Consider the following 21121-nt stretch of genomic DNA (forward strand, 5'->3'; position numbering starts at 1 on the left):
GACAAGGGGCGCCCGCCATGGCGATCCAGGCTGTTTCAGCACAGGAGCCCGGCCTTGGCCGGGCTCCCTCCCCGCGGCGGCACTGGCCGGCCGGGCTCATCCTGTCCTGCGCCATCGTGCTGGGGGTCGTCGCGGCCGGCCTGACGGCGCCCTGGCTCACGGCGAACTCGCCGCTCGACCAGGACCTGCTCCAGCTCAACAAGGCTCCGGGCGGGGATTTCCCGCTCGGCACCGACCATCTCGGCCGCGACGTCTTCGCGCGGCTGCTCTACGGCGCGCGCTCGACACTCGGCATTTCGCTGGCCGGCACGGCGATCGCCTTCGCCATCGGCGCCGGCGCGGGCCTGCTTGCGCTGACGTTCGGGCGCTGGCCGGCCGCGGTGCTGTTCGCGCTGATCGACCTCGTCCGCGCGCTGCCCGGCACCTTGCTCGCTCTGCTGCTGATCGTCGGCCTCGGCAGCGGCCCCGGTCCGTTGACGCTCGCGCTGGGAATCTCTTTTGCCCCGCTGGTCGCCTATGTGACGCGCGCCACCTACCGGCGCGAGGCGGCGCGGGACTATGTCCAGGCGGCGGCGAGCTTCTGCGGCGGCCGCCTGCATATCCTGCAGCGCCATATCCTGCCGAACATCGCCGGCGCGCTCGTGACCCAGGCCGCGATCATCCTGCCGCGCTGCATCGTCACGGAATCGGTGCTGAGCTTTCTCGGCGTCGGCTCCTCGCCGGACGCGCCGACCTGGGGCCGGATGATCGCCGACTCGAGCCGCTTCGTCGAGCGCGCCCCGCACGCGATCCTGGTGCCGCTGGTCGCGCTGGTCCTGCTGACGCTCGCGCTCTCGACCATCGGCAACCATCTGCGGCGCAGTCTCGACCCTGTCCGCGACGCTGCCGATCGCACGGCCGAGGACGCGGATGACGATCAACCGGCCGAGCGCGCCCGCCCGCAGCTCGCGACCGCCTAGGGAGGGCCGTCATGGCACGCATCGTCGCCGTTCTCGCCAGCCTTCTGCGGGGCCTGCTCCAGGCCGCCTTCATCGTGATGCTGACCTTCTTTCTCTGCCGGGTCATGCCGGGGGATGTCGTCGACGTGCTTGGCCTCGAAGGCGGCCTGACGGTCGAGCAGCAGGTCGAGATGCGGCGCAGCCTCGGCCTCGACCAGTCGCTGCCGCGGCAATTCGCTGATTGGGCCGGGCAGGCGCTGCACGGCGATTTCGGCCGCTCGATCCGCTTCGACCGCCCGGTCGGGGAGATGCTGGCGACGGCGCTGCCGGTCACGGCGAAGCTCGCCGCATTGAGCTTCTGCTTCGGTATCGGCCTTGCCCTCCTGCTCGCGATCGCGGCCACGGCGCGGCCCTCGCGCTGGCTCGATGCGACCATCGATTTCGTCAACACCTGGTCGATCGCCGTGCCGACCTTCTGCGCCGGCGTCGCGGCGATCCTCGTCTTCTCGATCTGGCTGGGCTGGCTGCCGGTGATCGGCGGGCTGCTGGTTCCCGTTCTGGTCATCGGCGTCGACAATGCCGGACAGGTGGTCAAATCCCTGCGCGAGGAGCTGCGCGAGGCTGTGATGCTGCCGCATGTGCGCACGGCCCGCGCCAAGGGCCTGTCGCCCTGGCGCATCGCCTTCGCCCATGTGCTGCCGGCGGCGATGCCGATCGTCCTCGCCCTGTCGGGCCTCGTGCTGGGCGGCCTCGTCGCCGGCTCGCTGACCATGGAGGTGCTGTTCGCCCTGCCGGGCCTCGGCAGCCTGACGCTCAATGCGATCCATGGCCGCGACTATCCGATCATCCTCGCCGCGGTGACGTTGATCGCGGTTGCGCTCGTCGCCATCAACACGATCGTCGACATGCTCCACCGCCTGGTCGACCCGAGGCTTGCCTGATGCGCCCGCTCCTCGACATCGCCGATCTCGACATCGTCATCGCCGGCCGGCGGGTGGTCCGGGATCTCTCGCTCACCATCGCACCGGGCGAAACGCTCGCGCTGATCGGGGAATCGGGCTCCGGCAAATCGATGACCGCCTCCGCCGTCATGGGGCTGCTGCCGCCTGGGGCCCGCATCGCCGATCATGCGCGGCTGCGCTTCGACGGCGCGTTGCTGAAGCCGGAGGACGACGCGGCGATGCGCCCGCTGCGTGGGCGCGCCATGGCCATGGTCTTCCAGGACCCGATGAGCTGCCTCAATCCGTTCATGACGGTCGCCGGACAGATCGACGAGGCTCTGCAGAGGCTCGGCACCGCGGCCGCCGCCCGGCAACGCCACGGCCGCCTCCTCGAACTGCTCGCCCTGGTCGAGCTTCCCGATCCCGAGGCCATCGCAGGGCGCTATCCGCATGAGCTCTCCGGCGGGCAGCAGCAGCGCGTCATGCTGGCGATGGCGCTCGCCGCCAAGCCGCGCCTGCTGATCGCCGACGAGCCGACCAGCGCGCTCGACGCCACCGTACAGGCTGACATCCTGGCGCTTCTGAAGAACCTTCAGCGGACGCTCGGCAATGCCCTGCTGTTCATCACACACGACCTGGCGGCGGCGGCGGAACTCGCGCACAGGATCGTGGTGATGCAGGCCGGCCGCGTCGTCGAGCGCGGGCCGACCGCGGCTATCCTCGACGATCCGCGCGAGGATTACACGCGCAAGCTGGTCTCGACCCGGCAAATGCTCGCCACGCCGCCGCAGGCGTCACCTGTCGCTCGGGTAACCTTGCCAAAGCCGGCGGAGCCGGTGCTGCGGATCGAGGGGCTGGTCCACGACTACCCGGCGAGGCGCCTCTTCGGCCGGCCCTTCCGCTCGCTGAACGGGGTCTCGCTCACGATCGCGCCGGGCGAAACCCTTGGCATCCTCGGCGAATCCGGTTCCGGGAAATCGACACTGGCACGGCTCGCCATCGGCCTGGCCCCCGCGGCAGCGGGAGAGATTTCGCTCTTCGGCACGCCGATCGTCGGCTTGGCGCGGCTCGACCGGAACCTGCGCCGTCGCTGCCAGATCATCTTCCAGAACCCCTATGGCGCGCTCAACCCGAGGCTGACCATCGAGGCGGCGATGCGCGAGCCGCTCGAGCTGCTCGGCCTTTCAGGCCCCGACGACCGTGCCAGGATCGAGGCCGCGCTCAGCGATGTGGCGCTTGGCCCCGAGCATCTCGCCCGCTATCCGCACCAGCTCTCCGGCGGGCAGCGCCAGCGCGTCTGCATCGCAAGGGCGCTTCTGTCGGAGCCTGAGCTGCTGATCTGCGACGAGATCGTCTCAGCGCTCGACGCCACGGTCCAGATGCATGTCATCGCCATGCTCAAGGCGCTCCAGGCCAGGCGCGGCTTCGCCATGATGTTCGTTGGCCACGACATCGAGATCGTGCGCTGGGTCTCGGACCGCATCGCCGTGATGCATCGCGGCCGGATCGTCGAGCAGGGGCCGGCGGCCACAATCGTCGAGGCGCCGGCAGAGTCTTATACGCAGAGGCTCATGGCCGCGATGCCACGGCGCCCTGAAATGACGAAACTCATCATCGATTCCGAGGCACTCCCGAATGGTGCGGCCTCACTGGAGAACCATTGAGGTGGTCCGGGGGCGAGACCCCCCCGCGGGATGGGTGTAAGACTCCTGTCTGTGCGGCGTCAGCTTACCGGCTGGGTTCCCGCGCCTGCTGTTGGCGCGCTCCCTCGATGCAAGCATTCTATCGCGTATTCGTCACCGTTCGGTGATGCCGCCCTCGCATGATGCCGCTTGCCTCGATGCCAGAAGGAAGTCCTGATCCTCGGCGAAAACGGTATCCATAAATCGCGTCTTGTTGGATCCGCCTCGCGCGGTCAAAGCCCTGGCGCCGGCGGAAGAAATTACGTCGGCAATTTGGATTCAGCAGGCCTCGCGCGCGGAGAGGCAAGGCTGCCGCGCTAGGCGCTCATGTCCGGAACCTGGGATCGGAAGGATCGACCTTTTCATTGCGGCCAGACGAATGGTTCCCGGATGCGGAACCGCTCCCGCGCGCGGCGACGATTCACGGAGACTCAGGGCTCACGAGCCTAGGGTGGGGCAGCCCGGAGAAGGGATTGGCGGAGAGGCCTCCGGAAGCCATTGCGCGCGCGGGGCTTGAAAGTGGCGGAGACGGAGGGATTCGAACCCTCGATACCCTTGTGGGGTATGCTCATTTAGCAAACGAGTGCCTTCAGCCTCTCGGCCACGTCTCCGTTGGACGCTCTATGCCCGATTGTCTCGCGCTTTGACAAGCCGTCCGAGTGACAATTCCCCCGGGTTTCCGCATCCATCCGCCTCATGCACATATTCCTGTCGCAAAGCCGCCGAAGCGACTGGACAGCCCGGGCGTCTCCTACTATACCGCAGCCACCAACAGGGACGCGATCGAACGCCTCCCCGGCGCCCAGATAGCTCAGTTGGTAGAGCATGCGACTGAAAATCGCAGTGTCGCTGGTTCGATTCCAGCTCTGGGCACCATTTTCTTCTCAACGTCTAGAAGTGGCCGCCTCGCCTGAAAATAAGGCTTGTTACCATCGTTGCCGCCGCCTGTTCTGGCGGGCGCTCCTGCTTGGTTACGCGGCTTGACCAAGCGACGCCACTGCGATCTTAACCTCTGGTGCCCGACCCTTTAAGTATCTCGCCCCATGCGAGACCGAAGACGGCATCAGACCGAATGCGACATCCGGTCCGATGATCCAGTGCGGATCGCGGTCGTCAGCACGTCGGCCGGCTCGGCGGTAGCCTCGAAGCCCTCTCTTCCCGACCCTCGTGATCGATGCGGTGTTCGCCGATCTCGCGAATGCGCTGCACCAACAGTGCCGTTGGTCGAAGTCATCTTCCCATCTTGGCGGAGATAGCGCCGTGCTGTTAGGGAGGGATGTCGATAACGGGGGAAATGGAATGCTGGAGCGGATCGGAAAGCCTGAGTACGCGTCTCTTTCTGAGCACAGCGCGGAGATGATCCTGCTCCTCGAACAGATCCTACAAAACAACGGCGATCCGCAAATCGCTGAAGTGGGCGTCGGCATCGGAGCGACCAGCGTCAAGATCGCAGAAAAATTGGCGAATAGAGGGCAGCTCTACCTATTCGATTTCAACCATAACGTGGCCCAGCTCGGCGACGATCTAAAAGCCCTTGGGTTTACGAATCTGCGGCTGCATGGCTCGTCCAAACACACCTATGACAGCTACACGTGGCAACTCTTGAAGCTGGCCAAATTCCATCAACGCCTGAGCCCACACGGATTCTTCGATCTGATCTATCTGGATGGCGCCCACACGTTTATCCATGATGTCGGCTCGACGGCGCTCTGCAAGAAGCTCGTCAAGCCGGGCGGCTATCTCTTGATGGACGACTACAACTGGACATTCAATACATCGCCCACAATGAACCCCGAGAAGATGCCGCAAGTAGCGACCTGGTACTCGCAAGAGCAACTCGAGACGCCACACATCAAATTGGTGTGCGAGGCGCTGCTCGACGGTGACCCTGAGTTCGAGCGGGATTATCTTGACGGGCGCGTGTCGCCGCGACGCGCGCTCTATCGCAAACGCGCTCGACAGCAATCATAGGCGGCGCAGCTCGACATCGATTCAAATCTGCTTCGAGCCTGACATTCCGCATGTGAGGATAAGCTCGAGGCTAGGCGGTCTGGCTTCAGGCCGGCTCCTCCGACAATCAGAGGCGATGACTGCGGTACTCCCGCGGCGAGCCGACGCGGACGCCCGGCATGCGCATGCCGGGCAAATAGGAGCGAAGACGACCACTGGATCGACAACGCAACCGGGCTATCCTTCGGATTCAGCCAGACGGTACGCCGGCAACCCTGCTGCGGCGCCTTCAACCCGGCCGCAAGGGGCTCAAGACTCGCTTCCGGCACCAGGCACCTGCGACGGGACTGTTGGCGTTCGGCCAAATGCGGCGCTTCCTAACCGGCCTCGGCCAGAGCTCGACGGAGTAGGTCAGAGACCAGCCAATCCCGGCCCAGAACCTCTTCGCGGCTCAAATCCTTGAGTAACGGGAACATGCTCTTGTTGTAGAGGATGCAAGCCAAACGGTTTCTCATGTCCATCTCGGCCGGTTCAAGGTACCGCTTCCAATTGGCCCAACGATAACCGAATATAGTCATGCCAATGTCGAAAGGCTCCGGCTTGAGATTTGAAAAAATAGCTTTCCCGATCGCGGTCCAATAGAAATCGTGCCGTTGTTCGATCTGGGCTCGCGCCGCCTCGGACCATCTCGTCACGAACTCGCCATTCGGCCGAGACGCGAAGAACGCCATCGACAGAGAACCAACCGAGACGAGCTCGTGATCGTCGAGGTGGCGCAGGACGCTTTCAGTCAGGTCGCCGAAGACGATCGTGTCGACATCGATCCACATTCCCCCATGGATTCGCAGCAACGTCGAGCGGAGATAGTCCGCCTTGTGCGCGGGTACGAGCCGGTGGAAGTTTTCCGGGATATCGTTCTCTGGGACGTAGCTCAGCAGATTGTCGGGCGAAACGATTATGAACTCCGCAGCACCCTTGTTCCGGTCGATGCTCTCCAGGCACATCTCCAGATAGGCCGGCATCCGATCACTGTACTTGTTCTCCCAATAGGTCCAGATCTTCATGCTACTTGTGCCTCGCCCGGCCTCAATATCTTGCATCGCAAACGGTGTTGCTGTCGGTGACGGGCAGCTTGCTATCCACCGCCACCTGCACGGCCATCCGTCGTCTACCGGACCATCCCTGGCAATCCGCGACTGGCAGGATCACGCCGTGCATGCCGTCGCTTTCACGGCCATCACCTCGTCTTGAGGCGCTTCCGTGATGAGTCGACGGCCCAGAACCCCAAAGCCATCTGCACGGTCGACCAGATAGCGATGTACCAAACGGAGTAATGGGTCTCCACGGCGTCCCCGAACATGCCTGAGCGAATCATTTCGAAGATATGTACTTGCGGCACCAGCAAAGCATATTCCTGAGCTCCTTTCGGGAGCCAGGACACCATGTAAAATACGCCGGACAGGGGCAGCAGCAGATACTGGGCCGGCTGAATCAGGTGAACGACCGCTTCGGATTTTTCCGACAATCCTGCGATCAAATGGCCTGCACTGAAGCCGAACGCACACATCGCCAGCCATCCCAAGAGGATCATCGACGGGTCTTCGACAAGCTGGACGACACCTACGGACAGCAGCACCAGATACACCAGAACAGCGGCGGCGCTGACGGCAGCGATCTCCGTCAGCGCGCGTGCGATCAGGATGTCGTGGACCGTGATCCGCCGGTGGTAGAGCAGCCCCGCATTTGCCGACATGAAGTTGGCCGAGGACGACAGGTGCCTCCAGAGCGTCAGCGGGATGTAGCTGGCGAGCACGAAAGAGGCCAGGTTCAGGCCGTGCTTGGTTCCTGGGTACAGAAGCGACCAGACGGCGATGATGCCGCCCACCAGGAAGATCGGTTCGACCACGACCCAAAGGAAACCGAGATTTCCTCGGCCGTATCGCGCCATCAGATAGCGGATCATCAAGGCGGCAATGACGTTTCGCTGGATGTCCAGGCGCGTCCAGACCGAAACCTCCGGCAAAGGACGACGCCTATCCGAAGATGGGGCGCTGCTGGACGCTGCGGATGCCATCGCTCTCCCCGACCTTAAGGAAAGCTCCGCGTAGCAGGAGGTCGGACCGGCTGCAATCCCGCTCCGTGCGGCGTTTGGCGGTGCTATGCGCGTCGCCGTTCGGCGTCCGGGGAGGCGTCGGGCCCGGCGCGCTTTTGCCCTCACGTCGACGTGGCTTGTCGAGTCGTGCGCCCTGTGGCCCTGACCTGCTCCCCAGGGCCCAATTGGGAAACGAATCATCCTCCCACGCAAGTCGCATTTTCTGAGACGACTTGGATTGATTTTCGCAAACGCTGCGTTACCGATGCGCAAATGGCGACGCATGCGAATCAGGCCGAAATCGCTCAACTCGGAATCGACGGAGCGCCCGGCATCGTGTTGCCGTTCGAGTTCGAGCCACCGATAAGCCTCGGAGGCACCTATTGTTTCGCTGACGTCAGAATCGGCCGCCACTCATATATGAACGCCGGCACGATCCGATCGCGGGTTCGCATCGGCCGCTTCTGCTCGATTGGCCGCAACGTCATGCTCGGAGCCGGCGACCACCCGCTCGACTGCCTGACGACACATCCCGTGGCCTGGTCCGCGAAGGCTCGTCCCAATCTTCGTCCACCGACAAGCCTGCGGAGCCGCAAGCATCCGACCACCGAAATCGGCCACGATGTCTGGATGGGCGATAACGTCGTGGTCATGGCGGGAGTTCACGTTGGCACCGGTGCTGTGATCGGCGCCAATGCGGTGGTGACGAAAGACGTGCCGCCCTATGCCATTGTCGGGGGCGTTCCAGCTCGGCTGATCCGCATGCGGTTCCCGGCCGAACTGGTTTCAAGGCTTCTCTCGAGCGAATGGTGGATGCTCAGCAGGCGAGCGGTCGAGCAACTCGACGTCAACGACATCGAGGGTTGCCTGTCACAGGTCCCTTTGCTCAAGGAAGCGGGCGGGGCCGATCCGCATGACTTCGTCAGGTTGGCGGGCTGACCAGCGCCGGTTGGCTACATGTGGGAGCGGGTGGTCGCTGCACCTTTTACGGGCCGCCTCCCCGCACGGAAACGAGAGATCATCCCGGACAAGCTGCAACGCAGAGCAGATCCGGGGTCCATCCATCGTCGAGCTCCGTCCTCCGATGGGCCCCGCGGCAAGCCAGGGACGACGGCGCGGCTCCGAGAAAAACGCCTCTCAGGACAGGCGCCGGTCGCGGATGTCGAGGATGCGCTCGCAGATCGCGCGGTGCTCTGCAAGCAGCGTCTGGAGCGGCGTCAGCGGGCGGAAGGCGCGGCTGTCCTGCTCCTCCTCGCCCTCGTCCACCCAGGCGGCGATCGCCTCGTCGGCGGCCTGCATCTGCGCCGCGGACGGGGCATCGCCGGCAGGCTCGCCCCGCTCCTCAGCCAGGCGCAACGCGATCCGGCTGCGGAAAGCCTGCTCAGCCTCAAGGACGGATTCGAGCTCATCCCTGTAGGACATCGTCTCGACCTCCCTGCCCGAAGGCCGCACGGCGGCACGACTGGATGATGTCGTTCTTGCGCAGTTCGCCGATATCGCTCACGCGTCCTCGTCGCGCTCGCGCGGCGGCAGGCCGGTCTCGGTCTCCTCGACCGGCTCGCCGGGGATGACATAGCTGCCCTTGAGCCAGCGGCCGAGATCGATATCGGCACAGCGGGCAGAACAGAAGGGCTTGAAGCGCGGCGCTGCGGGCTTGCCACAGATCGGGCAGGGCTTGGCGGCAGGCGGCGTATTCTCGTTGTCAGCCATATTTGAGCGTGATTCCTCCATCGACGACGAGTTCGAGGCCCGTCACATAGCGCGCCTCGTCGCTCGCCAGGAACAGGGCCGCGTAAGCGACGTCCCATGCCTCGCCCATATGGCCCATCGGGACCTGCGCGTCACGCGCCGCCCACATCGCCTCGATGTCGCCCTGCCCGTAGACCTGGGCGAGGCCGGCCGAATGCTCCACCATCGGCGTCTTCATCAGCCCGGGCAGGATCGCGTTCACGCGGATCTTCTGGGCGGCATATTGCGCCGCGGTCGTGCGGGTGAGCTGGTTCAGGGCCGCCTTAGTCGCCGAATAGCTGGCATAGGGCACGCCGGTATGGCGGATCGAGGCGATGGACGAGATGTTGATGATCGAGCCGCCCTGCCCACTCTCCTCGAACTGGCGCTGCATCACCGGGATGACGTGCTTCATCGCGAGGAAGGCGCCGGTGAGATTGACCCTGAAGACCCGCTCCCAGGTCTCGAGCGGCAGGTCCACGACGCTGCCGACCTCGGCGATGCCGACATTGTTGTCGAGGATATCGATGCGGCCATAGCGGCCGAGCGCACGCTGGACCAGATCGACGACCGCCTCCGCATTCGTCACGTCGGCCTCGATCGCGAAGGCCTGCCCGCCCTCGTCCTGGATGATGGCGGCGGCCTCCTCGGCCGCATCGCGGTTGATGTCGGCGCAGATCACCCGCGCGCCCTCGCGGGCGAACAGCGTGGCCGTCGCCTTGCCGTTGCCCCAGCCGGGCCCGATCGACCCGGCGCCCGCCACGATCGCGACTTTGCCGTTGAGACGTCCCGACATGCCTGTTCCACTCCCCTGCGGCGCGCGTCCCGGCGCCTTTGCCCGCCCGCAAGGATCGAGGCTTCGGGAGATGTGCGCAAGACCCGGCCTGTCGCCGTAGCCGTTGCGATATCGACTATTCCGAGCGCGTGAGCGGCGGCTGCGGCCATGCCGCGGGAGCCCAGGCGCCCGGATGCATCGCGGCGCTCGTCGAACGACCGATCATCCGCAAGGCAACTCAGCCGGCATTCAGCCAGCCGAAGCGCACCGGGAAGCCTTCGCCGCCGAGAAGATTGACCGTCTCGTGCAGCGGCAGGCCGACGACGGCGGTGTAGGAGCCGACGAGCTTGACGACGAAGGAGCCGGCGATGCCCTGGATGGCGTAACCGCCCGCCTTGCCGCGCCATTCACCGGAGGCGAGATAGGTCTCGATGTCCTCGTTCGAGAGCCGCTTGAAGCGCAGCCTGGTCTCGACCACGCGCTCGCGGACGGTCCCGCCCGGCGTCACCAGCGCGACCGAGGTGTAGACGCGGTGCGCCCGCCCCGACAGCAGGCGCAGGCAGGCCGCCGCCTCGTCGACGATCTCGGCCTTGGGCAGGATGCGCCGGCCGACGGCGACGACGGTGTCGGCGGCGATGATATAGCAGCCCTGAAGGTCGGGCCGGCCGGCGACGCCAATGCGCGCGGCCTGGGCCTTCTCGCGGGCGAGCCGGCGCGCAAGGTCGCGCGGGCGCTCGCCCTTCAGCGGGGCCTCGTCGAGATCGCTCGGCAGCATCGCATCGGGCTTCAGGCCGGCCTGCTCGAGCAAAGCGAGGCGGCGCGGAGAGGCCGAAGCCAGGACCAGCATCGGCCGCCAGCCAGGATGTTTGGGAGAAGCGAAAAAGCTCAAGGACGATCCGACGGGTTGAGCGGCCTCAGCGCCGCGCTGCGCCAACAGGCTCTAGAGCATTTTCGGCCACGGATAAATCCACCTCGAACCCATGCGCTCTACGCGGGAGCATTCCCGAAATTTAAGCCAACCATTCTCGATAAGCATGAGTCACGCAATCGAAACGTGTCATACTGCATTGCACATAGTGGCTGGACCGGCCACATTCCTGCCCTGCAGGCCGCACGGCCGTCCTGAGGGACTTTTTCCAGCGGACATCCGCCCCCCAAGCCCCGGAGTTGTTCGCCCTATGGCGCCACCGATCAGGAAGCCGCGCTCCGCCGCAGCGGCGGGCGTGCAGGCGCAGGCGCTCGCGAACCGGATGTTGACGCTGCAGGCCGATGCCGGCCTCACGATCGCCATGCGCATGCCGCTGCTGATGAGGGGGGCGCTCGGCGACAGCCGCGGCCAGCGCGAAGCGGCCAAGGCCGTCAGCGAGAAGGTGTCGGCGGTGATGGAAAGCGGGCTGGCGGCGAGCCAGGCCGCGGCGATGTTCTGGTGGGGTCTCGCGCTCAACCCGCTCGCCGGCGTCGATCTGGCCGAGGAAGCCGCGAAGGTCGCCAATAGCACGCTGGAGCCCTTTTCCAAGCGTACCCGCGCGAATGCGGCACGGCTGACCGTTCGCAAGCGCTGAAACCCGGTCTTCCGGTTTTCTAGCTGAACCTCGCGGTCGTCCCGGGCTTGACCCGGGACCCATTACGGAGCGCATCCGAGTAAGGTTCAGGCATGGATCCCGGATCGGCGCCGCTTCGCGGCTTGTCCGGGATGACCCGCCTATTTCGATGGAGACGCAGCCGCCGCCCTGCTTTCCTACCCGATCAGACGGGCTCGGCCGGAGCCTCGGGCGGCAGCGCCATGGCCGCGGCATGGTCGCGCTCGAGCTTGCGATAGCGCGCGACGCTGACCGGGATCAGCGCGAGGTAGGCGATCACGATCAGCGCCAGCATCTCGAAGGGATAGGCGAAGAACAGGCCGGCGAGCACCACGACCGCCACGAAGATCGGCAGCACGCGCTCGCGCGGAATGCGGACGCCCAACGTCTTGCCGGCATAGCAGGGGATGCGCGAGATCGTCAGGAAGGCGATGAACAGGATGTAGAGGCCGACGGGGACGGCGCCGTAATCCTGCACCGGCACGCCGATGAAATGCAGGTAGAGCGGCAGCATCGCCGTGATGGCGCCGGCGGGCGCCGGCATGCCGACGAAGAAGTTCTTCTGCCACTCCGGCCGGTCCGGATCGTCGATCATGACGTTGAAGCGCGCGAGCCTGAGCGCCATGGCACAGGCAAGCGTGAGCACGATGATCCAGCCGAACGACTTCAGGTCATGCAGCACGAAGATCCACAGTACATAGCCGGTGGCGACGCCGAAATTGACGAAGTCGGACAGCGAATCGAGTTCGGCGCCGAAGCGCGAGGTGCCCTTGAGCATGCGCGCGAGGCGCCCGTCGACGCCGTCGAGCGCGGCCGCGATCAGGATGCAGATCGTCGCCGTCTCGAGCTTGCCCTCGACGACGAGTCGCATGGCGGTCAGCCCCAGGCAAAGCGCCAGCAGGGTGATGACGTTCGGCGCGATCAGCCGGAAAGGGATCGGCTTGAAGCGGGCTCGCTTCGATTCGACGCGCTCGGGCTCAAAGGGGGGAAAGAGGTCGCTCATGCAGCCGGGATACGCGGTTTTCGGGCGGGAGGCTAGGCAGGGGAACGCGAAGGCGCGGGATCCCCTCTCCTGTCAGGAGAGGGGTAGGGATGAGGTGTAGGCCCCTGGACCGGCAGAGTATCGCCTAACGGCTTAGCGGCGGCGAGGTCGCGGCCAACCGGATAGCGGCCGTCACCTCACCCTGCCCTCTCCTGACAGGAGAGGGTTCCCCGCGCCCTCAGCTCGCAAGCTCAGATCCCGCGAAAGGTCCGGTCGGCCACCTGGGTGCCGGCGAAATCGGCGAGCACCGTCTCGCCGGCGAAGGCCGTCTGCCCCTCGCCCACCAGCGGCGTCACGCCAATCGGCAGGTAGACGTCGACGCGCGAGCCGAAGCGGATCAGGCCGAAGCGCTCTCCGGTGCCGATCACGTCGCCTTCCTTGACGAAGGGCACGATGCGGCGCGCGATCAGCCCGGCGATCTGGACGACGCCGACGATGCCGGCCGTGGTCTCGATCGCAAGCGCATTGCGCTCGTTGTCGTCGCTCGCCTTGTCGAGCTCGGCATTGAGGAAGAGGCCGGGCGTATAGGCCATCTTGACGATGCGGCCCGGCACCGGCGCGCGGTTCACATGGCAGTCGAAGACGTTCATGAAGATCGAGATGCGCGTCATCGGCTCGGCCGGGAGATTGAGCTCCGGCGGCGGCAGGGCCGAGGCGACCTGGCTGACGCGGCCATCGGCCGGCGAGATCACCAGCCCCTCGCGCTGCGGCGTGATCCGGACGGGATCGCGGAAGAAATAGCAGATCCAGACCGTGATGATCGCGCCGATCCAGCCGAAGGGCGACCAGAGATTGGCGAGCACGATCGTCGCGACCAGCGCGATGGCGATGAAGACGTAGCCCTCCTTGTGGATGGGCACGATCACCTTGCGGACGGAATCGACGAGCGACATGGGCGTGGGTCCCGTGATGGCTGGCGCGGTATCCGCGCGAGAAGCGGTCGACGGCACTGCGGCCGCATTTCGTGCGCTGTTTAGGTGGTTCGGCGCGCGGGGGGAAGAGCGACGTCGCCGCAGCGGCGCCGCCAACCCCAGCCATCCACGTCGGAATCGCGCTTCGCCCGCGCTGCAGGCGCCGCGCGGCTCAGGCCGGCGCGTGATATGTCGTGAAGCGCCGCGCCGCCTGCCAGGTCAGCACGACGAACACCGCGAACAGCAGGGCCTCGGCGACTGCGAAGGGCGGCTCCGACTGCGTCGGCGCCAGGGCGTGCAGCGCCGGAACCTTCGAGAACAGCTGCGCCACCAGCACGAAGAGCAGCAGATAGAAGGTGAGCATCACCGTGATCGCGTAGACGCGTCGCCATGCCCCTTCGAGCAGGCGGGCATAGAGAGCGTAGCCCGCGGTCCCGACCAGAGCGAGCGAGATCGCCCCGATGATATGGGACGGCAGGATACCATTGAAGGGAAAACCGAAGCCGGTCGCGCTGGTGGCAAAGGCCGTGGAGAGGAAGATCCCGGTCCAGCCTGGGCGGATATGCCCCGCCAGCAGGCCGGCCGCGACCGGAAATCCGGCCACGATGGCGATCAGGCTGAGCCAGGTGTGAAAGCCTACGAAGGTGGTCGGATCAAACATCGCAAGGCCCCCGCCTCATGCTCCGGAGCGAAAAACTCCCCTAACGTCAGGATGCAGGAACGGGACCATCGATGCGAGCGATTTCGATATGAAGTCGCTCCTTGGTCGTTCCGAACGGCAATCGTTTTTGCGAGCAGCGCTACTCCGCCAGGCTGACGCGCACGCTCGGCTCTTCCTCGGCGGTGGCGCGCTGCAGCGTTGCCTTGGCCTCGTCGACCTGGCGCTGGCGGTTCCAGAGCGCGGCGTAGATGCCGTCCGCCGCCAACAGGTCGCGGTGATGGCCGCGCTCGGCGATCTGTCCCTTGTCGAGCACGATGATCTCGTCGGCGTTGATCACGGTCGAGAGCCGATGTGCGATGACCAGCGTGGTGCGGCCCTCGCTGACCCGGTCGAGCGCATCCTGGATCTCCTTCTCGGTGAAGGAATCGAGCGCCGAGGTCGCCTCGTCCAGCACCAGCACCGGAGGGCCCTTGAGGATGGTGCGGGCGATGGCGACGCGCTGCTTCTCGCCGCCGGAGAGCTTGAGGCCGCGCTCGCCGACGGAGGTGGCGTATCCGTCCGGCAGGGATTTGATGAAACGGTCGATCTGGGCGAGGCGCGCGGCCTCCTCGACTTCTTCCGAGGTCGCATCCGGGCGGCCATAGCGTATGTTGTATTCGATCGTGTCGTTGAACAGCACGGTGTCCTGCGGGACCATGCCGATGGCGGCACGCAGGGAGACCTGCTGCACATCGGCGATGGGCTGGCCGTCGATCAGGATGCGCCCTCTCTGCGGCTCGTAGAAGCGGAAGAGCAGGCGCGAGATCGTCGACTTGCCGGCGCCGGACGGGCCGACGATCGCGATGGTGCGGCCCGCCGGCACCGTGAAGGAGATGCCCTTCAGGATCGGCCGCTCCGGCACATACGCGAAATGCACGTCCTCGAAGCGCACTTCGCCGGCTGGCACGGAAAGCGGGGCTGCACCCGGCTTGTCCTGGATCTCGGGATCACGGCCGATCAGCGAGAACATCTGCTCGATGTCGAGCGTCGCCTGCTTGATCTCGCGATAGACGGTGCCCATGAAGTTCAGCGGCATGTAGAGCTGCACCAGCATGGCGTTGATCAGCACGAAATCGCCGACCGTGTGCGTGCCGGCGCGGACGCCCTGCACCGCCATCACCATCGAGACCGTCAGCCCTGCCGCGAAGATCGCGGCCTGGCCGAAGTTGAGCATGGCGAGCGAGGTGTAGGCCTTGACCGAGTTGCGCTCGTAATGCGCCATCGACACGTCATAGCGGGCGGTCTCGCGCGCCTCGGCACCGAAATACTTCACCGTCTCGTAGTTCAGCAGCGAATCGATCGCCTTCGAATTCGCGTCCGTATCGGACTCGTTCATCTGGGCGCGGATGGCGATGCGCCACTCGGTCGCCTTGATGGTGTAGGCCATGTAGGTCGTCACCATCGCGACCAGCACGACGACATAGACCCAGTCGAACATCACCAGCAGCACGGTGATGATCAGCACCAGCTCGATCGCGACCGGCACGAGCTGGTTGAGGCCGAGCCGGACCATCTCCTCGATGCCGTTGCGGCCGCGCTCGAGCACCCGCGTGAGGCCACCGGTCTTGCGCTCGAGATGGAAGCGCAGCGAGAGGTGATGCAGATGGCCGAAGGTCTGCAGCGCCAGCGTGCGCACCGCATGCATGAAGACCGGCGCGAAGATGGCGTCCCGCAGCTGGATGAAGGCCGCCGAGCCGACGCGGGCAAGCCCATAGAGCGCCGTCAGCAGCAGCGGCGCGCCGACCAGCCAGGGCAGCCAGCGCTCCAGCGTGGTCGGCACGTTCGCGAGCGCATCCGTCGCCCATTTGAAGGTGAAGGGCACGCCCATCAGGATCAGGCGACCCACCACCAGCAGGGCGAAGGCGATGACGACGCGCCGGCGCAGATCGGCCCGGTCCGCCGGCCACAGATAGGGCCAGAGCGCCCGGAAGGTCGCGACGAAGCCGGAGCCCGGCTGGAGCACGGCGGAGCGCGCGAAACTCTGCACCGGTGGCGGCGCGGCAGGCGAAGACATGTTGGGACGATTCCAGTTTGGCCGCTGATATAGGCCCAATCGCAGGCGAATGCATGTGGCGGGGGAAGAGAGCAGCATTGCAACAAATGCTGCCTTGTTTAGGCCGAACGCCGGGTGTCAGATCGCGGCCAGCGCCCCAGGCGCGTCACCGGGGAAGAAACCACCATGAGAATCCAGCGTATCATCGCGACCGGACTGCTCGGACTGGCTACCGGACTTCTGCCTGCCGCCCTTCCCGCCTTCGCCCAGAGCGCCAAGCCACCGGGGCAGATCACGATCCACAACATGCGCTCCGCGCCGCTGACGACCTTCGAGATCGCCACCGGCGGCGAGCAGCCCCGCCTCATCGGCAAGCTCGCCAAGCCGCTGGAGCCGGGCAAGCGCGCCACCGTGAAGCTGAACAAGCCGGCCGGCTGCAGCTATGCGATTCTCGCGAAGTTCGGCGACGACGTCGAGAGCGACGCGGAGGACATGGATCTCTGCAGGGACAAGGTGATCCGCCTGACCGAGTGAGGCGGGTGGAGGCGTCATGCTCTCCCTTGTGGCGAGCATGACGCCTTGAACACCACATTCGCCCAGCGAAGGCGTGGATGGTCGAGACAAGCCCGACCATGACGGATCTGGCGAGCTACGCCGTCGCGCCGGCCCGCATCAGCTTGTAGATCATCGAGTCGGTCAGCGCCTGGAACGAGGCGTCGATGATGTTGGCGCTGACGCCGACCGTGGTCCAGCGCTCGCCGGTCTCGTCGGCGGACTCGATCAGCACGCGCGTCACCGCGTCGGTTCCGCCCTGAAAGATGCGGACCTTGTAGTCGACGAGGCGCAAGCCCCCGATCAGCGACTGGTAGCGGCCAAGGTCCTTGCGCAGCGCCATGTCGAGCGCATTGACGGGCCCGGCATCGCCCTCCGCTGCCGAGATCAGCACCTCGCCGCCGACCTTCACCTTCACGATCGCCTCGGAGAAGGTGACGAGTTGGCCGAGCGCATTGTGGCGGCGCTCGACATTCACCGCGAAGCGCTCGACCTCGAAATAGGCCGGGACCTCGCCCATGATGCGCTTGGCAAGCAGGAAGAACGAGGCGTCTGCGCCCTCAAAGGCGTAACCCTGCGCCTCCTTGTCCTTGACCTCCTGCAGCACGCGGCCGAGCCGCGGATCGTCGCGGCCGAGCGTGACGCCGATGCGCTCCAGCTCAGCGATGAGGTTCGATTTGCCACCCTGGTCCGAGATCAGGACCTTGCGGGTGTTGCCAACTGCCTCGGGCGGGACATGCTCGTAGGTGCGGGGGTCCTTGAGCACGGCGGAAGCATGGATGCCGGCCTTGGTCGCGAAGGCGGAGGCCCCGACATAGGGCGCATGGCGGTTCGGAGCGCGATTGAGCATCTCGTCAAGCGCGCGCGATACATGGGCGAGCTCGGCAAGCTGCGCATCGTCGACGCCGAGCTCGAAACGGCCGCTATAGCGGTCCTTGAGCTTCAACGTGCCGATCAGCGTCACCAGATTGGCGTTGCCGCAGCGCTCGCCGAGGCCGTTCAGCGTGCCCTGGATCTGGCGGGCGCCGGCTTCGATCGCCGCGAGCGAATTGGCGACGGCACAGCCGCAATCGTCATGGGCGTGGATGCCGAGATGATCGCCCGGCACGGTCTTGGCCACGTCGGCGACGATGTACGCGACCTCGTCCGGCAGCGTGCCGCCATTGGTGTCGCAGAGCACGATCCAGCGCGCCCCGGCCTCATGGGCGGCACGGGCGCAAGCGAGGGCGTAGTCGCGATTGGCCTTGTAGCCGTCGAAGAAGTGCTCGCAGTCGAGCATGACCTCGCGGCCGGCGGCCTTCACGGCAGCGACGCTCTCGGCGATGCCGGCGAGGTTCTCCTCCAGCGAAATCTCGAGCGCGACCTTGACCTGGTAGTCCGAGGCCTTGGCGACGAAGACGATGGCGTCGGCCTTCGCATCCAGCAGCGCGGCGATCCCGGGGTCGTTGGCAGTGGAGCGCCCTGCCCGCTTGGTCATGCCGAAGGCGGCGAACTTCGCGCGCTTCGTCGCCTTCTGCTCGAAGAAGGCAGTGTCGAGCGGGTTGGCGCCGGGATAGCCGCCCTCGACATAGTCGATGCCGAGCCTGTCCAGCATGGCGGCGACGGCGCGCTTGTCGTCGAGCGAGAAATCGACGCCCGTGGTCTGCGCGCCGTCGCGCAGCGTGGTGTCGAAGAGGTGGATGCGCGCGGCAGTCATCGGTCGCGTTTCAGCTTGAAGCGGACAAGACGAGGCATGACCATCGCGAGCATGACGAACTTGATGGCGAAGGAGAGCGAGCCGGCGGGGCGGATCTTGTTGGACACGGTTGTTCCCTAGTTCTTCCTGGTATTGACGAGAGCGATGCAGGCAGAGACGAATTCCTGCGCCTGCGACAATGCGAGTTCGGCTTCGGAGCGATGCTGAACCCCGTCGCCGTAATCGGCGAAGAGGCGCAGCTGTTCCTCGCGCGCGATGAGGCGGCCGATCTCGAGCGGCATCAAACCCGCCTTGATCACCCGGAGGTTGAAAAGCCGGATGAGCCCGGCATGGGTCTTGATCTCGGAGGTGTCGATGCCGAGGCGATCCGACAAGACCGCATGTGCCGCATCGAAGCAGGCGTAATAGGCGCGATTGACCGCACCATCGAAATCCTCGGCGGCCAGCAGAAGCTCGGCCGAGCGCAATGACTGCAACGCCTTCTCGGCATGGGGCCTCATCGCCCCGCTCCCAACGGGCGCGCATCACGGCGTGCAGCCGCAAGCAGGGCGCCAAAGCGTCCCTGCGGCTCCGCCGCCCGCCATTCGCGTTCGGTGAAGGGCCAGGGCTGGATCATCAGGCCGGCATCCGTCAGCGCGTCGAAACCGAGATCGACGAGATGCATCTTTTCCGATAGCGCGCCGCCTTCGAAAGCCGAGAGGACGACGGCTACGTCGGCATCGCTGTCCGGCCGCGCGGTGCCGCGCGCGCGGCTGCCGAACAGATGCATTTCGACCAGACGGGCGCCGTAACTTTCGCGCACGCGCTCGGCGTAATCTTCCAGCGCGGCAGCAGCCGTCGCGTCGTCGGGCGGCGAAAGCAGGTCGGCAGCGATGCTCATCGCTTCACCTCCCAGTTCGTGGTCGGATCGCCGGTGGCGGGATCCTTGCCGTCCTTCAATGCGATGCCCATCGCGGCGAGCTCGTCACGGATACGGTCGGATTCCGCGAAGTTTTTGTCGCGGCGGGCTTCGAGGCGGGCGGCGATGAGGCGCTCGATTTCTGCGACGGCGACGCTCGCCTGCTCCTCGGCCGGCAGGGCGATGCCCAACAGGTCCAGGCTTGCGCGCAGGGCCGGGCCGTCGCCGGCCTTCCGCATCGCGTGAAGCTCGGCGAAGACACGAGCGGTGTTGAGGTCGTCGGCGAGCGCATCCAGCAATTCCGGAGAAGGCTGCGACGGTGCGCCAAGACGGGCGATATCCGCCCAGTCGTGGAGCGTCTTTTCCGCTTCCTCCAGCGCCTTCACCGTCCAGTCAATCGGCTGGCGGTAATGCGTCTTGAGCATCGCGAGGCGCAGCACCTCGCCCGGCCATTTGCGGCCGCCGAAGGTTTCCGTCGCCAGCAATTCGTTGATCGTGACGAAGTTGCCGAGGGATTTCGACATCTTCTCGCCCTCGACCTGCAGGAAGCCGTTATGCATCCAGACATTCGCCATGCGCCCCGTGCCGCCGGCATCGCCGAAGGCGCAGCAGCTCTGCGCGATCTCGTTCTCGTGATGCGGGAAGACGAGGTCGATGCCGCCGCCATGGATGTCGAAGACGTTCTTCTGCGGGTCGTCGCAGGAGAGCCCGCCGCCGAAGGGCTCGAGCAGCTTCGCCATCGACATGGCCGAGCATTCGATGTGCCAGCCGGGGCGGCCGGGCGTGGCGATGCCGGCCGGCGACGGCCAGCCCGGATCGACGCCTTCGCGGCTCGGCTTCCAGAGCACGAAGTCCATCGCGTCCTTCTTGTACGGAGCGACATCGACGCGCGCGCCGGCCATCATCTCGTCGAGCGAACGGCGGGCGAGCGAGCCGTATTTCGGCGCACCCTTCAGCCCGGCCACGGCCGGGACGTGGAAGAGCACATGCTCCTCGGCGACATAGGCAACGCCGCGCGTGATCAGGCGCTCGATGATCGCCTTCATCTCCTCGATATGGTCGGTCGCGCGGGGCTCCTCGTCGGGCCGCAGGCAGCCGAGCGCATCGACATCCGCGTGGAACTGGGCCGTCGTCGCCTGCGTGACCTTCGCGATGGCCTCGTTCAGCGGCAAGGCGGGATAGTCGCGGGCGGCACGCGCGTTGATCTTGTCGTCGACGTCGGTGAGGTTGCGGGCATAGGTGACGTGGCTCTCGCCGTAGAGATGCCGCAGCAGCCGGTAGAGCACGTCGAAGACGATGACCGGGCGCGCATTGCCGATATGGGCGTAGTCGTAGACCGTGGGGCCGCAAACATACATCCGCAGGTTCTGCGGATCGATCGGCGCGAAGTCTTCCTTCGTCCGCGTCAGCGTGTTGTAGAGCCTGAGGGTCGGCGACATCGGGGTGGCATCCTGAAAGCGGCGAAAAGGCGTGACGACGGCGAGGCTGTCCTGGCCGCTGGCCGGGGCGCTGTCTGTCTTTCCGTTTCAGGATGAGGACGTGAGCAGCCGGCCAGCGAAAGCTAGCGGCAAATAATGCAGATCAGGTTCAGGGCTCGCGTCATCCGAAAAATGCTTGCCTGTGCGCAGGCATTGCGTCAAGAG

General features: G+C 65.8%; 21 protein-coding genes and 2 tRNA genes. 8 read left to right on the forward strand and 15 right to left on the reverse strand.

All coding sequences use genetic code 11. The annotated features are described in order from the left end of the window. The first annotated feature begins 17 nt into the window (after positions 1-17). Genes ASE63_RS00060 through ASE63_RS00070 form a run of 3 tightly spaced genes read left to right on the forward strand, consistent with a single transcriptional unit; the run spans position 18 to position 3543 of the window. Positions 18-959 carry an ABC transporter permease gene (locus tag ASE63_RS00060; RefSeq protein ID WP_082609517.1) on the forward strand — a complete coding sequence of 314 codons (942 nt, stop codon included), beginning with the start codon at positions 18-20 and terminating at the stop codon, positions 957-959. An 11-nt stretch (positions 960-970) separates the two neighbouring features. Continuing rightward, positions 971-1879 (forward strand): ABC transporter permease, encoded by a 909-nt coding sequence (locus ASE63_RS00065; protein WP_056794743.1) that lies wholly within the window; start codon positions 971-973, stop codon positions 1877-1879. Next, positions 1879-3543 carry an ABC transporter ATP-binding protein gene (locus ASE63_RS00070; RefSeq protein WP_082609518.1) on the forward strand — a complete coding sequence of 555 codons (1665 nt, stop codon included), beginning with the start codon at positions 1879-1881 and terminating at the stop codon, positions 3541-3543. Before ASE63_RS00065 ends, ASE63_RS00070 begins: the two co-directional genes overlap by 1 nt. A 538-nt stretch (positions 3544-4081) precedes the next feature. Here the strand turns inward: ASE63_RS00070 and ASE63_RS00075 are convergent. After that, a tRNA-Ser gene (locus ASE63_RS00075) sits at positions 4082-4172 on the reverse strand. A gap of 189 nt (positions 4173-4361) precedes the next feature. On the opposite strand from ASE63_RS00075, the gene ASE63_RS00080 reads away from it, so the two are divergent. Both ASE63_RS00080 and ASE63_RS00085 read left to right on the forward strand, forming a co-directional pair. Beyond that, a tRNA-Phe gene (locus ASE63_RS00080) sits at positions 4362-4437 on the forward strand. Positions 4438-4740: 303 nt separating this feature from the next. Beyond that, the gene (locus ASE63_RS00085; protein WP_156410121.1) at positions 4741-5532 is read left to right on the forward strand and encodes a class I SAM-dependent methyltransferase; all 792 of its coding nucleotides are present in this window, start codon (positions 4741-4743) and stop codon (positions 5530-5532) included. 356 nt (positions 5533-5888) lie between these two features. On the opposite strand, the gene ASE63_RS00090 is transcribed toward ASE63_RS00085, so the two are convergent. After that, complete coding sequence (locus ASE63_RS00090) at positions 5889-6575, reverse strand: capsular polysaccharide synthesis protein (protein ID WP_056794748.1); 687 nt, start codon at positions 6573-6575, stop codon at positions 5889-5891. A 173-nt stretch (positions 6576-6748) separates the two neighbouring features. Continuing rightward, positions 6749-7534, reverse strand: coding sequence for an ABC transporter permease (locus ASE63_RS00095; RefSeq protein WP_056794751.1), 786 nt, complete (start codon positions 7532-7534; stop codon positions 6749-6751). A gap of 342 nt (positions 7535-7876) precedes the next feature. On the opposite strand from ASE63_RS00095, the gene ASE63_RS00100 reads away from it, so the two are divergent. Then, entirely contained in the window at positions 7877-8542 is a 666-nt protein-coding gene (locus ASE63_RS00100) for a CatB-related O-acetyltransferase (protein WP_056794753.1), read from the forward strand. A gap of 198 nt (positions 8543-8740) precedes the next feature. Here ASE63_RS00100 and ASE63_RS00105 read toward each other — a convergent pair whose 3' ends face one another. The 4 genes from ASE63_RS00105 to ASE63_RS00120 all read right to left on the reverse strand — a co-directional run bounded on the left by ASE63_RS00105 (position 8741) and on the right by ASE63_RS00120 (position 10953). Next, the gene (locus ASE63_RS00105) at positions 8741-9025 is read right to left on the reverse strand and encodes a hypothetical protein (RefSeq protein WP_156410123.1); all 285 of its coding nucleotides are present in this window, start codon (positions 9023-9025) and stop codon (positions 8741-8743) included. A 78-nt stretch (positions 9026-9103) separates the two neighbouring features. After that, a complete protein-coding gene (yacG, locus tag ASE63_RS00110; RefSeq protein WP_056794760.1) occupies positions 9104-9334 on the reverse strand; it encodes a DNA gyrase inhibitor YacG in 231 nt (76 codons plus the stop codon). Further along, positions 9306-10127: a glucose 1-dehydrogenase gene (locus ASE63_RS00115; protein WP_056794762.1), complete on the reverse strand. Its 822-nt coding sequence runs from the start codon at positions 10125-10127 to the stop codon at positions 9306-9308. The genes yacG and ASE63_RS00115 overlap by 29 nt, the downstream gene beginning before the upstream one ends. Before the next feature lie 217 nt (positions 10128-10344). Next, a complete protein-coding gene (locus ASE63_RS00120; RefSeq protein ID WP_056794764.1) occupies positions 10345-10953 on the reverse strand; it encodes a Maf-like protein in 609 nt (202 codons plus the stop codon). Positions 10954-11284: 331 nt separating this feature from the next. Between ASE63_RS00120 and ASE63_RS00125 the strand changes: the two genes are divergently transcribed. Next, entirely contained in the window at positions 11285-11668 is a 384-nt protein-coding gene (locus ASE63_RS00125; protein WP_056794767.1) for a hypothetical protein, read from the forward strand. Positions 11669-11852: 184 nt separating this feature from the next. Here the strand turns inward: ASE63_RS00125 and ASE63_RS00130 are convergent, their stop codons facing one another. The 4 genes from ASE63_RS00130 to ASE63_RS00145 form a co-directional block, all read right to left on the reverse strand. Next, positions 11853-12689, reverse strand: coding sequence for a phosphatidylcholine/phosphatidylserine synthase (locus ASE63_RS00130; protein WP_056794769.1), 837 nt, complete (start codon positions 12687-12689; stop codon positions 11853-11855). A gap of 230 nt (positions 12690-12919) precedes the next feature. Continuing rightward, on the reverse strand, positions 12920-13621 hold the full coding sequence (locus ASE63_RS00135; RefSeq protein WP_056794772.1) for a phosphatidylserine decarboxylase: 702 nt from the start codon (positions 13619-13621) through the stop codon (positions 12920-12922). 190 nt (positions 13622-13811) lie between these two features. Then, positions 13812-14300 (reverse strand): hypothetical protein, encoded by a 489-nt coding sequence (locus tag ASE63_RS00140; RefSeq protein ID WP_056794775.1) that lies wholly within the window; start codon positions 14298-14300, stop codon positions 13812-13814. A 139-nt stretch (positions 14301-14439) separates the two neighbouring features. After that, on the reverse strand, positions 14440-16353 hold the full coding sequence (locus ASE63_RS00145; RefSeq protein WP_200962506.1) for an ABC transporter ATP-binding protein/permease: 1914 nt from the start codon (positions 16351-16353) through the stop codon (positions 14440-14442). A gap of 165 nt (positions 16354-16518) precedes the next feature. On the opposite strand from ASE63_RS00145, the gene ASE63_RS00150 reads away from it, so the two are divergent. Beyond that, positions 16519-16866: a hypothetical protein gene (locus tag ASE63_RS00150; protein WP_056794778.1), complete on the forward strand. Its 348-nt coding sequence runs from the start codon at positions 16519-16521 to the stop codon at positions 16864-16866. A gap of 115 nt (positions 16867-16981) precedes the next feature. Here ASE63_RS00150 and cimA read toward each other — a convergent pair whose 3' ends face one another. The 4 genes from cimA to cysS form a co-directional block, all read right to left on the reverse strand. Beyond that, positions 16982-18580 (reverse strand): citramalate synthase, encoded by a 1599-nt coding sequence (cimA, locus tag ASE63_RS00155; protein WP_056794781.1) that lies wholly within the window; start codon positions 18578-18580, stop codon positions 16982-16984. 116 nt (positions 18581-18696) lie between these two features. Continuing rightward, positions 18697-19080, reverse strand: a complete 384-nt coding sequence (locus tag ASE63_RS00160; RefSeq protein ID WP_082609523.1) for a HEPN domain-containing protein — start codon at positions 19078-19080, stop codon at positions 18697-18699. Then, a complete protein-coding gene (locus ASE63_RS00165; RefSeq protein WP_056794785.1) occupies positions 19077-19460 on the reverse strand; it encodes a nucleotidyltransferase domain-containing protein in 384 nt (127 codons plus the stop codon). Before ASE63_RS00165 ends, ASE63_RS00160 begins: the two co-directional genes overlap by 4 nt. After that, positions 19457-20917 (reverse strand): cysteine--tRNA ligase, encoded by a 1461-nt coding sequence (gene cysS / locus ASE63_RS00170; protein ID WP_056794787.1) that lies wholly within the window; start codon positions 20915-20917, stop codon positions 19457-19459. The genes ASE63_RS00165 and cysS overlap by 4 nt, the downstream gene beginning before the upstream one ends. Positions 20918-21121: the final 204 nt, after the last annotated feature.

The sequence above is a fragment of the Allobosea sp. Root381 genome (assembly GCF_001429395.1).
Taxonomy (GTDB): domain Bacteria; phylum Pseudomonadota; class Alphaproteobacteria; order Rhizobiales; family Beijerinckiaceae; genus Allobosea.